The sequence below is a fragment of the Flaviaestuariibacter amylovorans genome, assembly GCF_039541815.1.
GTDB lineage: Bacteria > Bacteroidota > Bacteroidia > Chitinophagales > Chitinophagaceae > Flavisolibacter > Flavisolibacter amylovorans.
The window spans coordinates 210937-225248 of sequence record NZ_BAABGY010000016.1 but is presented as its reverse complement, the minus strand read 5'-3'; the positions used below and the strand labels follow the sequence as shown (position 1 = coordinate 225248).

The window sequence follows — 14312 nt, the reverse complement described above, 5'->3', positions numbered from 1 at the left end:
CTGTGTTTACAGCGGGCTTTTTGCCTCTCCCCCGGCCCCTCTCCAGCCCATCCCCCGGCCTGCGCTACGCGCGCAACCTTCGCTTCGCTCGGTTGTCCCAAGGGAAGGGGTGACTCCCGGGCAGTTTCCATTGATTCCTGTGCATCGCTATTGTGCGCGTTCAGAAAGAGAGTGCGCATGCCGAAGGCATGCGCACATAACGCCGTTGAAACAGAGCGAAAGACAGCAACCGTACAAGACTGCGCCACAGAGTCACCCCTTCCTCTCGGGAAAGGGCCGGGAGTTGGGTTTCAGCAACTCCAGGTGCGGCTGCATCATGTTGATGCTGTGCCGGCCCAGGAAGGCGCGGAGGTGTTTGTGGAAATGACTGTAGTCGTAGTAGCCGAAGTCTTCGAAGCGGAACCGGCCGGGGCGGGCTACCAGTAGTTCTACGGCCGTCCGGATGCGGAGGAGCTGGAGTGCCTGCTTGCCCGGGACGCCGGTGGTGGCCAGGAAGTAGCGCTGCAGCGTGCGTGGCGAGATGCCGTGGCGTGCCGCGAGGTCCGCGATGGGTACGGAGAACTCCTGCTCGTCGGTGGCGCGCTTCAGCAGGCCGGTAACGAGGGCTACGTGGTCGCGCGCCTGGCTGTGCTGCTCGATGATGCGCTGGTAATACTGGCTGATGAGCCCTACGCGCTCATTGAAGGAGGCCGCTCCTTTGACGGCCTGCAGCACCTCGCGGTCGATGAGGTAGGAGAGGGGATGCACCGACTCGCGGTATTCGGAAAAGTTGACCTTCTTCTCCAGCACGATGGGCGACACGCGGAACTTGATGCCGAAGATGTGGTTGCCGGCCCCATGGTGGCAGATCATATACTGCTGGCGAGGCAGGAAGATATCGAGCTTCACCGGGTAGTGGCTGCTCCCGAGCTGCATGGCGAAGGGCGTACCGAGGTTGAGCATATAGGTGTAGCCCACGTTGGGAAAGAGCGCGTCGGAGAACCCCTCGGGGTGTTGCGCCCAGAGTTCCTCGAAATCGGTTTCCCAGAAGAAGTCGATAAAGTACGACAGTGACCTGCCGGCGGGGCGCCGGAGGTAGCGGTGCTCGAAGTGATCGCGGTGGAAGAATTCTACATGCTGCACATTACAAAGAGACGAAAAGACGGGCACCTGCTGCATCATCAGGCGCGCCATATCCAAAACACCTGTACCGGCCGGATGAAAGCGGGGTTCAACCGTAGCGAACAGGCTTTGAATTGTTGGTCCGGTTGCGGTGGTCGCGGTGGCCGACGCTGTCAGGGGTTTTTTACCCGGGGTAGCCTAAATTAGCTGCCGGGTCCGCCTGGCGGCAGCCCGATAACATCCACCCCATGGCTGCAGTCCTGTATACCGACCGGCTCCTGCTCCGCGAGCTGCAGCCCGACGACGAGGCGGGCCTGTTTGCGCTCGACTCCGACCCGGAGGTGCATCGCTACCTGGGCGGCCGCCCGGTGCGGGGAACCGAAGAAATACGGGATGCGATCGCTTTTATCCGGAACCAGTACGCGGACCACGGCATCGGGCGCTGGGCCGTGATGGAGCGTACCTCCGGCGCCTTTCTGGGCTGGGCCGGCCTCAAATGGATCACGGAACCCGTGAACGGGCGGGTCCATTATTACGACCTCGGCTACCGGATCCTCCGGGAGCACTGGGGAAAAGGCTTCGCCACCGAAGCCGCGTGCGCGTGGGTGGCCTATGCTTTTAACGAGTTGCAGGCGCCCGCCGTATACGCCATTGCCGACTGCGCCAACAGTGGCTCACACGGGGTGCTGACGAAGGTGGGCCTGCGCTGCACCGAAACTTTTGTGTATGATGGAACGCCACATCATTGGTACGAGCTCGGGCGGATCACCTGGATGGCCCGCTCGCTGCAATGATGTTGCGGCCCGCACCGGCATCATCAACGGGTTTCCCTACCTTCATCAAAAGCCAACTGCCATGAGCTCCAAACTCGAACAATCCAAAGCCTCCGGCCCCCACGCATTCCTGAACAAGATGACCGGCACCTGGGAAGGCACTTCCCGCGTGTGGTTCGATCCCGCGGAACTCGAAGACGAATCGCCCGTGCGCGGTACGATGCGGCCGCTGATGAACGGCAAGTACATCCTGCACGAATACGAGACAGCCTTCAAGGGAAAGCCCGTTACCGGGATGGCGTTGTATGCCTATAACCTCGACACGCAAAAGTTCCAGAGTGCCTGGATCGACTCCTTCCACAGCGGCTCCTTCATCCTGTTCTCCGAGAGCGCCAAGGCCGACGCCGACATGAGAGTGCTCGGATCCTATGCCTACGTAACGCCCGAAACCGAGCAGCACTGGGGCTGGCGTACGGAACTCGAATTCCGCGGCGAGGAGCTCCTGATCACGGCCTACAACATCTCTCCTGAAGGGGAGGAATCGCGGGCAACCGAATTCGCGTACAGAAAAGTAAGCTGAGGCACCGGCAGCAGCCTCTGTGCCAGACCGGATAGACATTATGGCGATGACCCCCAGGAAAAACGAGCAGTCACCCGCATTCAATTACCACGACTTCGACCTCGTGAAAGGGCTCGCGCTGCGCTTTCCCGGCACCGAGGAAGGCGTCTCGCACGCCGGCACTCCCTCCGTTACCGTGCGCGGAAAGCTGATGTGCCGGCTGCACGACAGCGGTGCCTTCATCCCGATCCGGCTCGACTTTGCGCTGCGCGATGACTACCTGGAACGCTACCCCGACGTGTTTCACCTGCCGGAGCATTTCCGGAACTATCCGTACGTGTGTCTTTGGGTTCATTGCCGCGACAAGGCGCTGCTGGCCGAAGTGCTCGAGCACAGCTGGCGCGGGCTCGCCGGCAGGAAGCAGCTGAAGGAGTTCGACAGCGCACGCGCATAGGCGCTGCGGTCTTCGCGCGGATCCGTAATTATACGGGTACGCGCGGAGGTCAGCGCCGGATACCGAAATCACTTTTCCGGATCTTGCACATCCGCCCGTCGGACACGTGGTGGAACACGATGCCTTCGATGTCGTGTTGCTCCAGGTATTGCCGCAGGCCCTCGTAGCTGAGGTCGGGCAGGGACAGTACCTCGCTGCCATGCGGAATGGGCCGGTGGCCTTCGATGCCTTCAGGATTGCCCTGCACCTTTTTGCCACAGAGCTCGTAGGTGCCATCGGCAGGATCCGCCAATGCATCGAAAGCTTCGTAGAAATACCGGTCTTCGGGAGTGCCGCGCACACACTCGACCCAATGCGGGTGGTGGCCGGAGATGGCGTCGGGCTCTTGGCAGGGTAGGGCGCCGGGTGGAACCGGACGGCCTTTCTTCACATCGTAACGCTTGTACAGTGCGCCGCCGATAATGGCCGCCGCCGTGCCGTCGAATTTGCGGGTGGCAATGCCTTCACCGCGAAATACCCACTCGTTCTCGGGGGCGGGCTCATGGATGATCCGGCCAAGCTGTTCCGGGTTCTTTTTGAATAAGGTGCTGATCTTTTTCATGAATGGCTGCAGAAGGTACTATACTCCTTCCCCGCGCCAAGTTACGCCGAAGCGTTGGTAGAGGGAGATGCGACGATCTCCAGCTTGTAGCCTTTCCCGTGAATGTTGACGATCGAAAGTGCCGGGTCCTGCTCCAGCTTCCTGCGCAGCCGGGATACGAACACGTCGAGGCTGCGGCCTACGATGACGCCTTCGTCTTCCCAGATCTTTTGCAATTGTGCCCGGTCGAGGATGTGGTTGGGCTGCGCGGCAAAGAGGTGCAGCAACGCGGATTCCTTACCGGTAAGGGCGATCCGCTGGCCGGCAAAAAGCAGGCATTGCTGTGCCGGCACGAACAGGTAGCGGCCCAGCGGGATGCCTGCGTGCGCTGCCGGGGATTCTTCCGGGGCCACTTCCGGGGGTTCTTCGCGGGGGCCGGACGGCAGTGCCGGGCGGGAGCGGCGCAAACCAGCCACCAGCAGTGCGATCGACAGCCCTCCCGCGGCGAGCGCGCCGATAAAGCCCGCACTCTGGAACGACGGCTCGCGAAACCGGATGCTGATGGAATAGGACCGCTCCGGCTGCACACGGCCCAGGCAGGGCACGGGCGAGTCCTTCTGGCGGTGCAGCACCGAATAGCCGAACACGACCTGCTCACCCGGCCGCTCGATGACGTTCACGATATAATCGGAGCCCGGCAGGCCGGCAGCCAGGTGCCGGTTGATGACGGCGACCAGGGAATCGGGACTAAAGGAGAAGCTCCGGGGAAAGCTGATTACATAATTACCCCCTTCCGGCTGCTCCACCGGCGGCAGGGGTGAGCTGCTGTCGCCAACGCTGCGGAGCACGGCATGCCCTACCCTGCGGAGCACGATGTGCGCTTCGGCGTCGGCAAACCCGGTTTTGGGGCGGGCAGCAGAGCTGAGCACACCGAGCAGCACCGCCGACAGGAGCGCCACAGCGGCCAGCAGAAGCGGGGTTCGTTTCATGTGTTAAAGGTAGCCCTCCTGGCCGCTCGGCGTACCCGCCGCCGCAATATTTACACTTGTTTACGCTCTTTTTACAGGCACTTTACGCTTGCCGGGCGCCGGCCGGCCTACCTTGACGCCAAACGAATTTTATGCACTCCCTGCAAAAAGCCGCGATCGGCTCGATCGCCCTCCTCGCCATTCCCGCCGCCTCGTTCCTCCTTTCCTTCAACCGGCCTCCGGCCCCGCCTTCCGTACCGACCTGTGTGCCGGCGGATACCACAACGCCCAAAGCGATCCGGGTGTTGCCGGCCGCGGCCCCGAAGCCCGCCCCCTTGCCCTTCCCGCTCAACCACTTCCGCACGAAGGACTCTACCGGGCGGCAGCTAGACCTCTACGGCCGGCCGATCGGCTGCTGACCGGGCACGTCATACTGCCGCAGGCGCTATCTTCGCCGCACTCAACCGCAGCTCATGGCATCCGAATACGGCAAGATCATCATCCTCACCGCGCCCTCCGGTGCGGGCAAGACCAGCATTACGCGCTACCTGCTGGGCAAGTACCCCGACCGGCTCGCTTTCTCCATCTCGGCGGCCACGCGGTCGCCCCGGGGCAGCGAGAAGGACGGGGTTGACTACCATTTCATGAGCGTAGAGGAATTCCGGCGCCGGATCCACGAGCACGAGTTCATGGAGTGGGAGATGGTGTACGAAGGCAAGTACTACGGCACGCTTAAGTCGGAGATGCGCCGGATCTGGGCCGAAGGCCGTGTGCCGGTGCTCGACATCGACGTGAAGGGCGCCATTCACATCCAGCAGCAGTACCCCGAGAACATCCTGTCGCTCTTCATCGAGCCTCCCTCCATCGACGAGCTGAAGCGCCGCCTCGACGGCCGCGGCACCGAGAGCCCCGACTCGCTGCAGGCCCGCATCAACAAAGCGGCCTACGAGATCTCGTTCAAGGATCACTTCCACAAGGTGATCGTGAACGAAAACCTCGAGGCGGCCTGTGCCGACGCGGAGCGCGCCGTACTCGACTTTATTGGCGAGGGCAGGAAGGTGGAGGGCTGAGGCAGAATACGTGAATAATTGAGTACATGAGTACTCGAATACGCGAGGTAAGGGAGACAGGGAAAAGGGAAGAAATGCAGCGGAATCCGCCCCATCCTTCTTTTCCTCTTCCTTAAAGGCTCGCACCTCCCCTCAGTTGATCGAGTACTCATGTACTCTATTACTCAAGTAATCCCCCTCCTCCCTCTTTCCCTCCACATTCCGCATTCTCCTTACCTTAGTTCCATGATCGCATCTTCCGTCATTATCTGGTTTTTCGTGAGCCTCCTGATGATGGCTTTCTTCTCGGGACTCGAGATGGCCTTCTACAGCGTGAACCGCTTTGGCGTGGAGCTGAAGAAAAAGCAGGGCCGCCCCGGCGCCCATACCCTGGCACGGTTCATCCAGAGCCCGGAAACCTTCGTGAGCGTCATGCTCCTCGGCTTCACGGTATGCCTCGTGTACTTCGTGCTGCTCTTCGGCGCCGTTACCGAGCCCATCTGGCGCCTCACCGGCCTCGGCCACGAGAAGTACGATTCCGTGCGCCTCTTCCTCGACATCATTCTTGCTACCTTCCTCGTGCTGGTGCTCGGCGAGTTCATTCCGAAAGCGTTCTTCCGCGCCAAGAGCAACGTGCTGCTCTCGCGCCTCGTGTGGCTCATCAGCCCCTTCTACTGGCTCCTCCAGCCCCTCGCCACCGCCTTCATCGGGCTTTCGAACTGGGTGCTCAAATACGTCTTCAGCGTGCGCTTCGACGAGAAGAAGGGCCTCTTCCGCAGCACCGACTTCGACACGCTCTTCCAGCAAAGCAACAGCGACGAGTACGAGCCCGAGGACGTCAACACGGAGCTCTTCGAAAATGCGCTGGAGCTGCCCAAGACCAAGATCCGCCAGTGCCTCGTGCCGCGCAAGGAGATCATTGCCGTAGATATACGGGCGTCGGTGGAAGAGGTACGCAACAAGCTCGTGGACACGAAGCTCAGCAAGCTCGTGGTGTTCGAAGGCAATATCGACCACATCGTGGGCTATGTGCACCAGCTTGACCTGTTTAAGAACCCCGTCACCGTGCAGGAGATCCTGCTGCCCATCCCCGCCGTGCCCGAGAGCATGAGCGCCACCGACCTCATCAACAAGTTCACCCGCGAGGGCAAGAGCATTGCCTGGGTGGTGGATGAGTTCGGCGGCACCGCCGGCATCGTAACGATGGAAGACGTGCTCGAGGAGATCTTCGGCGAGATCCAGGACGAGTACGACATGGAGGAGTTCGTGGAGAAGCGCCTTGCCGAGAACGAATACATGTTCTCCGGCCGCCTCGAGCTCGATTATCTCTGCGACAAGTACGAGCTCTCCTTTCCTGAGGATGAAGAGTCGGAAACACTCTCCGGCTATATCATCAACCACCACGAAACGATCCCGAAGCAAAAGGAGCGCATCATCATCGGCAACTACGAGTTCGATATCCTCAACGTAGGCGACACGCGCATCGAGATGGTAAAGCTGAAAATTTTGAAGTAGGGAGGGGCACGCAGAACACGCGGAACACGCGGAAATGCTTTTTCTTTTACAAAGGTAAACTCACTACTGTTCCGGCGCTCCTACTTGTTGTGGCGGCTGAAGGTGCGAGTTTCCTATAAAGTAGGTAACATCACTAACGCTTGACCAGTAGCGATAAAACGCGGAATTGTTGTTTCCAGATGATGGCAAAGGAGACGTTATTACCTTAATCCTGGTTGGTCCATACATGGATGGGGAGATCCTCCCTCTTCCGCGTTTTATCCCTAAAGCCTGCACCGTCGGAGTGCCGGTAATTTTAGAGGAACGTTCCACCTGAAGCACCCGCCCCGAACGACAACGTGTAAGTGTAGAGTAACGTCGCACTTAGGTCAAAGTACTTTCAGCGTCTTCCGCGTGTTCTGCGTGCCACCCTCAGTACCCTTTTGTTAAAACGTGCTCCGTCTGTCCTTTTCCGGTATTCCCGCAGCCGTGGGCGTCGTAATTTTATTGACCGCCTCAACCGGCGTCATCCTATGCAACTGAACGTCCGCCACCTTGCTGCTTTTTCGCTGCTGCTTGCCCTCGCCCTGCCTGCCGGTGCCCAGAAGACGCCGGCGCTGCCGCCTGCCCTCCAGAAGCTCGTGAGCGCCTCCGATACCACAAAGCCGAAAAAGCCTGTGTGGCCCCTTGCCGACAAAACGAAGGGCAGCCGCCGCACCGACGGCCTCTTCACCCTTTACCAGGACACCACCAGCGGCGGCCTGCAGCTGTATATCCGCAAAGACCAGCTGTCCAAAGAATACATCTACCAGAGCTACGCGCTCAGCGGCCCCACCGCCCTCCTGCTCAATCAAAGCATCTACCGCTCCAACTTCATCTTCCGCGTCACGAAGGCCTTCGATCGCCTGGAGTTCAGCCGCGTCAATACCGCCTTCTGGTACGACCCGGAAAGCCCGGTGAGCCGCACCCGCGATATCGACAAGCCCGAGGCGGTGGTTTCTTCGGAGCGCATCCTGGGCGAAGACAGCAGCGGCTACCTGGTAAGCGCCGACGGCCTCTTTCTTTCCGAGCGCTTCGACCCGGTGAAGCCGCCGACGGTGCCGTCGTTTTTCAGCCTGCCCTCTTTTTCGCTGGGCAGCCTCAACCCCTTCAAGTCGAAGTACGTGGCGGTGAAGACCTTCCCGGCCAATACCGACGTGGTGGTGGACCTCGCCTACGACAATCCGAACGCCGCGGTGTCGGGTGGCAGCGACATCACCGATCCGCGCTATGTGCGCGTGCGCCTGCAGCACTCGTTCATCGAGCTGCCGCAAAACAACTTCAGGCCGCGCCGCGACGACCCGCGCGTCGGCTACTTCATGCACGCCGTCAACGACCAGACATCGATCTCGGCCACGCCCTGGCGCGACGTCATCCACCGCTGGCACCTCGTGAAGAAGGATTCCACGGCCGCGGTCAGCGAGCCCGAAACGCCCCTTACTTTCTGGATTGAGAACACGACTCCGCTGGAATACCGCGAAACCGTAAGGGCCGCCATCCTGCAATGGAACACGGCCTTCGAAGGGGCAGGCTTCCGCAATGCGATCCGCGTGGAGCAGATGCCCGATACCGCCACCTGGGATCCCGCCGACCTCCGCTATAACGTGGTGCGCTGGGTATCGTCGGCCGCGCCGCCCTATGGTGCCATCGGGCAATACACCACCAACCCGCGCACGGGCGAGATCCTCGGCGCCGACGTCACCATCGAGTGGTATACCGGCTCGGCCGCGCCGGTGCTGGAGGAGCTGCTGCTGGGACGTGCCGGCGCGCGGGCGGCCGCTCCTGCCGAAGGCGGCAATTATATGCTGTGCAGCCTCGCCGGTGAGTTGAAGGCCGGCTACATGGCCGGCGCCACAGCGCTCGAGGCCGCCGGCGCCCCGCCCAAAGTGCTGGGTGAGGTGCACCGCCAGTTCCTGACTTACCTCATCATGCACGAGGTGGGACATACGCTCGGGCTCAATCACAATATGAAAGGCAGCCAGCTCTGGTCGCCGAAGGAGTTGCACAACACCGAGCTCACCCACCGTCATGGCCTCATGGGCTCCGTGATGGATTATCCCGCCATCAACATCGCCGCCGACCCGAAGCAGCAGGGCGATTACTATACGACGAAGGAAGGCCCCTACGACGACTGGGCCATCGCCTTCGGCTACACGCCGTTCCCCGACAGCAGTGAGGCGACGGAGCTTGCGAAGATCCTGGCGCGCTCCTCCGACCCGCGCCTCGCCTTCGGCAACGACGCCGACGATATGCGCGTGCCGGGCAAAGGCATGGACCCCCGCGCCAATACCAACGACATGAGCTCCGATGCCATCGGCTACGCAGCCGCGCGCCTGCAGCTGGTGAACGGGCTGCTGCCGAAGCTTGTACAACGCTATACGAAGCCGGGCCAGAGCTGGGCCGAGCTGCGCGCCCGCTATGGATCGCTGCAGGTGCAGCGCCAGCAGATGATCGGTGCCGTGAGCCGCTACGTGGGCGGCGTGTACGTAGATCGCTCCTTCCCGGGCGGCACTGCGAAGACAAAGCCGTTTACGCCGGTGCCGCTTTCGGAGCAGAAGCGCGCCGTGAGCGTACTGAATAAATACGTGTTCGCGCCCGACGCCTTCGCCGGCGATGCGGCCGTGCTTCCCTACCTGCAGCCGCAGCGCCGCGGCTTCAACCAGAATGCCTGGGGCGATGATTACAAGGCCACCAATGCGGCGCTGGCCCAGCAGGTGAACGGCGCGCTGGCCCACCTGCTGCACCCGGCAACGCTGCTGCGCATGAGCAACAGCCGCCTCTACGGCAACCGCTACGCGGTAGCTGACCTGCTCCAGGACCTGCACGCCGGCATCTTTGGAGCCGACAAGGCGGGCGCCGTAAATGTGTTCCGCCAGAACCTGCAGACCGAGTACCTGCGCTTCCTGCTCGAAATCGTACAGGATAAATACGGTCAGTACGATGCCGTGGCCGGCGCGGCCGCCCTGGAGGCCGTGCAGCAGATCCGCCGCGAGCAGTCGGTGGCGCCGTCGCCGAACGCCGAAACAAAGGCGCACCGCGCGAGCCTGGTGTACCAGATTCGAAAGGCACTGGAAGAGAAATAAGGGATTCTTACCACTAAGAAGCTAAGTCGCTAAGGTATTCGCTAAGAGCCTGTTTGAGTTAAATGATCATCAGGAAAGGGTGAAAAGGTCGGCCGCAAGCGGCCTCGATGCACGACGGCGCTCCCGAAGCCTCGGGAGGCGCGACGGCGCGACATAGGAAAACAATCTGTTCTTTTTACTTTTCGTCGTGCCTTTGCGCCGTCGTGTCGTTGTGACAGGGGCGTCAGCCCCGCTCCCCGCGCTTGCGCGGTGCGATGAGCAGTGATCGAATAATTCAAACAGCCTCTGAGTGAGAGGCTGCGCTGACGCGCGGCCTTTTCCTTTCAGATGTGCGATTTCGGATTTTTGGGCAGGGGATACGATGGGTAGAGACGCGGCAAGTCCATCTCTTTATTATCGGCATTGTGGCGCCGATGGACAGGGATGAGAGCAAGAGCGCACCCTGAAGCTTCGGGGGATACGGATTTGATACGATGACCGCGGATGGTTGCTTTCAGGGCTTCAGCCCCCGCATCCGTAATCCGCTTTCGCCTGTACGATCTGTTTGTACGATCCGGTATGTGGCACAGAAACGACCCTTTACCAATAGCTGCCGGCACTCCGGCCGGCATCCCGGCAAGCTTCGCTTCGCCGGGACCAATAAACTAATAGACCAGTAGACTAATAAACGCTCCCTCTTAGCGATAACCTTTGCCCCTTCTTTTCTTAGCTGTAAGAAACCCTTATTCACCTCAATTTGCCTTCTTGTTCCCAACTGCTCAAGAAAACTACCCGGAAATACACTGCTGTCTTAAACATCCCGAATCCTTCCTGCCCCGTATATAGCCCGGAATTTCCCCTCAGCGCGGTTGCCGTCGGGGACTATCTTTGTCGCACTTTTTAAACACAGCTATGGCGTTGTTGGGAGGACTTTTTCGCAGGGGTGGAAACGGGGAGCGGGCCGAGATGTCGTTCATCGATCACCTCGACGTGATGCGCGGCCACCTGTTCCGTGCCGTCATCGCCATCCTGGTGGGGTCGGTGATCGTGGGTGTATTCAACAAGTTCTTCATCAAGCAGGTGCTGCTCGGGCCCACGCATTCCGATTTCCCGACCTACGGCGTGCTCTGCCGCGTGGGCAAGGCGCTGAACCTGGGCAACTCGCTATGCATGGAAGGGCTCGGCATCAAGATGCAGAGCACGCAGGTAGGGGCGCAGTTCAGCATGTTCTTTACCATCGTCTTCATCGGCGGCATCATCATCGCCTTCCCGTATATCTTCTATGAGTTCTGGAGCTTCGTGAAGCCGGCCCTCACGCCCAAGGAGCAGAAAAAAACACGGGGCGCCGTGTTCTGGGTGTCCTTCCTTTTCTTCCTCGGCGTTGCCTTCGGCTACTTCGTGATCGCACCGTATACCATCAAGTTCTTCGCCGGCTTCCAGCTCGACGAGAACATCGAGAACATCTGGACCATCTCGAGCTACGTCGACACCATCATCCCGCTCGTACTTGGCGCCGGCCTGGCCTTCCAGCTGCCGCTCGTGATCTTCTTCCTGGCCAAAGTGGGTATCGTGACCGCCTCCTACCTCGCCCGCGTGCGCAAGTACTCCATCGTGGTCATCTTCATCATTGCGGCCATCATCACCCCGGGGCCGGACATCATCTCGCAGATGACCGTAGCCCTGCCGCTCTTCCTGCTGTACGAGATCTCGATCCTGCTCTCGCGCCGCGTGGAGAAGGAAAAGAAGAAGGAAGAGATCGAGGAGTGGAGCTAGGGAACAGAAGAACAGGAACAAGGAATATCGAATTTAGAAGTGCGGGAGGGGCGATGAGCTCCTCCTTTTTCATGGGCAATGGCGATCGGATTGGGGCGGCGAGAAAAGGAACGCAGATGACACGGATCAGATACGATGAGCGCGGGTAGCTGCCGGAGCTTCGCGCGCTGCGCGTACGATATCCGGTACGATCACTTCTTTTGTTGCTTTTGCTGATCTTCCCCTGTTGTCTCCTTCCCCTCGCATATTCGACTGCTCATGTATTCGCGTAATCAAGTAATCTTCTTCACCCTTCTATCTTTGCACAAATCATCCCTCCATGCACGCTCCCATGTTCGACCTTACGAAGCCGGTGGCCGTCGGCGCCGATCACGCCGGATTTGAATACAAGCAGCGCCTCGTAGCCTTCCTGAAAGAGAAGGGGCTCGAGGTAAAAGACTACGGCACGCACAGCGCCGATTCCGTGGACTACCCCGATTTTGCCCACCCCGTGGCAGCGGCCGTGGAAAGCGGTGAAGCCGGCGCCGGCTTCCTCGTGTGCGGCTCGGCCAACGGTGTAGCCATCACGGCCAACAAGCACGCCGGCGTACGCGCGGCCATCGCGTGGCAGGACGAGCTCGCGGCCCTCGCACGCCAGCACAACAACGCCAACATCCTCTGCATTCCCGCCCGCTTCGTAGACTTCGATACTGCCCGCAACATGGCCGGCCTTTTTCTCGAAACGCCCTTCGAAGGCGGACGCCATGCGAATAGGGTCGATAAGATGGCTTGCTGAAGGAATGGGGTGATGGGGTAATCGGGTAATGGGATAATACGCGCTGACGTTCAACTGCTTTTTATAAATAGAATATAGGCAGGTCGTAAATGATATACTTCCCGGATTATCAGGCACGCTTATCCCGGCTTTCTTGCATTACCCCATTCTCCTATCATCCCATTCTCCCATTAACACTTATATTTCCGCTATATGAAACGACTATTTCTTGCCACCGCGCTGCTCGCTTCCCTTGCCGGGGGAGCGCAGAAGAAAGCGGCCAACAACCCGAAGCTCTTCGCGGCCACCATCACGGCGGCCGACCTGAAGAAGCACCTCTACATCATTGCCGGTCCCGAGATGGAAGGCCGCGAGACCGCTACAGCCGGCCAGCGCAAGGCTGCGGCCTATATCGAGAACCACTTCCGCCAGCTGGGCCTCGAGCCGGCACCGGGCGGCTCCTACCAGCAGGAGTTCCAGGTATACCAGGATTCGCTCACCGGCGCCCGCCTCGAAGTGAACGGCCAGTCCTTCGCCATCGATAAGGAATTCAGCCCGGTGACCTCCGCCAACATCTCGGGTACCTTCCGCTTCAGCGAAGTAGTGCTGCTTCCTTCCGACACCACCGTGGTCAAGAACGCCGACCTCACCGGCCGCCTCGTGATCATGTACGGACCCGCCAACATGGGCCGCATCGTCAGCAGCACCCTCATCAACACCCTGCGCGCCAAAGGCGTGGCCGCCGTGCTGACCACGGCCGGCAACTTCCCGCGCAATGCCGGCAACCGTACCGGGGCCCAGTCGATCTACAGCTTCCGCCGCACTATAGCCCCGCAGCAATACGCGGTGTCGGAAGGCGTGGCCCGCGCGATCACCGGTGCCGATTTCGATTCACTCAAGGCCAATAGCCTGACGGCGCCGAAAGTCGTGATGGCCAATGTGCTGCTGGAGACCCAGAAGTCGACCCGCGCGCTCCCTTCCACCAACGTGCTCGGCGTGGTGTCCGGCTCCGACCTGAAGGATGAATACCTCTTCGTGACCGCCCACTACGACCACCTCGGCAAGCGCGGCGACTCGGTGATCTATTACGGCGCCGACGACGACGGCTCCGGCACCGTAGGCGTGCTGGAGATGGCCGAGGCCTTCATGCTCGCGAAGAAGGCTGGCCGCGGCCCGCGCCGCAGCATCGTGTTCATGGCCGTAAGCGGTGAAGAAAAAGGGCTGTGGGGCTCCGAGTATTATTCCGAACACCCGCTGTTCCCGCTCGAGAAAACGACCGCCGACCTCAACATCGACATGATCGGCCGCTCCGACGAGAAGCGTCCCGGCGACACCACCAACTACATCTACATCGTGGGCGACGACAAGGTGAGCTCCGAGCTGAAGCCGATCTCCGAAGCGGCCAACAACCAGTATACGAAGCTGGAGCTCGACTACAAGTTCAACGACCCAGCCGACCCCAACCGCATCTACTTCCGCTCCGACCACTACAACTTCGCCCGTAAAGGCGTGCCCATCATCTTCTATTACGACGGCATGCTCGGCGCCGACTACCACAAGCCCACCGACACGCCCGACAAGATCAACTACCCGCTCGCTGCCAGGCGCGCCCAGCTGGTGTTCTACACCGCCTGGGAAATGGCCAACCGCAATGCTATGCTGAAGCGCGACCTCGGTATTCCGAAATCACAGAGATAAAGGCCCCT

Annotated in this window: 13 protein-coding genes; 10 read left to right on the top strand and 3 right to left on the bottom strand. The window is 60.5% G+C overall.

Annotated features, from left to right (window positions below; all coding sequences use genetic code 11):
• Positions 1–252: 252 nt before the first annotated feature.
• Positions 253–1173, bottom strand: coding sequence for a helix-turn-helix domain-containing protein (locus tag ABD937_RS20745; RefSeq protein WP_345257862.1), 921 nt, complete (start codon positions 1171–1173; stop codon positions 253–255).
• A 176-nt stretch (positions 1174–1349) separates the two neighbouring features.
• Here ABD937_RS20745 and ABD937_RS20740 point away from each other — a divergent pair, with 176 nt between their 5' ends.
• The 3 genes from ABD937_RS20740 (at position 1350) to ABD937_RS20730 (ending at position 2887) form a co-directional block, all read left to right on the top strand.
• A complete protein-coding gene (locus ABD937_RS20740; RefSeq protein ID WP_345257861.1) occupies positions 1350–1895 on the top strand; it encodes a GNAT family N-acetyltransferase in 546 nt (181 codons plus the stop codon).
• Positions 1896–1956: 61 nt separating this feature from the next.
• Positions 1957–2454 carry a DUF1579 family protein gene (locus tag ABD937_RS20735; RefSeq protein ID WP_345257860.1) on the top strand — a complete coding sequence of 166 codons (498 nt, stop codon included), beginning with the start codon at positions 1957–1959 and terminating at the stop codon, positions 2452–2454.
• A 46-nt stretch (positions 2455–2500) separates the two neighbouring features.
• On the top strand, positions 2501–2887 hold the full coding sequence (locus tag ABD937_RS20730) for an MmcQ/YjbR family DNA-binding protein (RefSeq protein WP_345257859.1): 387 nt from the start codon (positions 2501–2503) through the stop codon (positions 2885–2887).
• 49 nt (positions 2888–2936) lie between these two features.
• On the opposite strand, the gene ABD937_RS20725 is transcribed toward ABD937_RS20730, so the two are convergent.
• Together ABD937_RS20725 and ABD937_RS20720 are read right to left on the bottom strand one after the other, a co-directional pair.
• Entirely contained in the window at positions 2937–3488 is a 552-nt protein-coding gene (locus ABD937_RS20725; protein ID WP_345257858.1) for a hypothetical protein, read from the bottom strand.
• 41 nt (positions 3489–3529) lie between these two features.
• Positions 3530–4456, bottom strand: a complete 927-nt coding sequence (locus tag ABD937_RS20720; RefSeq protein WP_345257857.1) for a winged helix-turn-helix domain-containing protein — start codon at positions 4454–4456, stop codon at positions 3530–3532.
• 131 nt (positions 4457–4587) lie between these two features.
• Here ABD937_RS20720 and ABD937_RS20715 point away from each other — a divergent pair, with 131 nt between their 5' ends.
• The 7 genes from ABD937_RS20715 (at position 4588) to ABD937_RS20685 (ending at position 14304) form a co-directional block, all read left to right on the top strand.
• On the top strand, positions 4588–4854 hold the full coding sequence (locus ABD937_RS20715) for a hypothetical protein (RefSeq protein ID WP_345257856.1): 267 nt from the start codon (positions 4588–4590) through the stop codon (positions 4852–4854).
• 54 nt (positions 4855–4908) lie between these two features.
• Complete coding sequence (gene gmk, locus ABD937_RS20710; RefSeq protein ID WP_345257855.1) at positions 4909–5505, top strand: guanylate kinase; 597 nt, start codon at positions 4909–4911, stop codon at positions 5503–5505.
• Between the two features lie 225 nt (positions 5506–5730).
• On the top strand, positions 5731–6999 hold the full coding sequence (locus tag ABD937_RS20705) for a hemolysin family protein (RefSeq protein ID WP_345257854.1): 1269 nt from the start codon (positions 5731–5733) through the stop codon (positions 6997–6999).
• Between the two features lie 512 nt (positions 7000–7511).
• Entirely contained in the window at positions 7512–10100 is a 2589-nt protein-coding gene (locus tag ABD937_RS20700; protein ID WP_345257852.1) for a zinc-dependent metalloprotease, read from the top strand.
• Positions 10101–10991: 891 nt separating this feature from the next.
• The gene (tatC, locus tag ABD937_RS20695) at positions 10992–11852 is read left to right on the top strand and encodes a twin-arginine translocase subunit TatC (protein WP_345257851.1); all 861 of its coding nucleotides are present in this window, start codon (positions 10992–10994) and stop codon (positions 11850–11852) included.
• A gap of 319 nt (positions 11853–12171) precedes the next feature.
• Positions 12172–12627: a ribose 5-phosphate isomerase B gene (gene rpiB, locus ABD937_RS20690; protein WP_345257850.1), complete on the top strand. Its 456-nt coding sequence runs from the start codon at positions 12172–12174 to the stop codon at positions 12625–12627.
• 192 nt (positions 12628–12819) lie between these two features.
• On the top strand, positions 12820–14304 hold the full coding sequence (locus ABD937_RS20685; RefSeq protein ID WP_345257848.1) for a M28 family peptidase: 1485 nt from the start codon (positions 12820–12822) through the stop codon (positions 14302–14304).
• Positions 14305–14312: the final 8 nt, after the last annotated feature.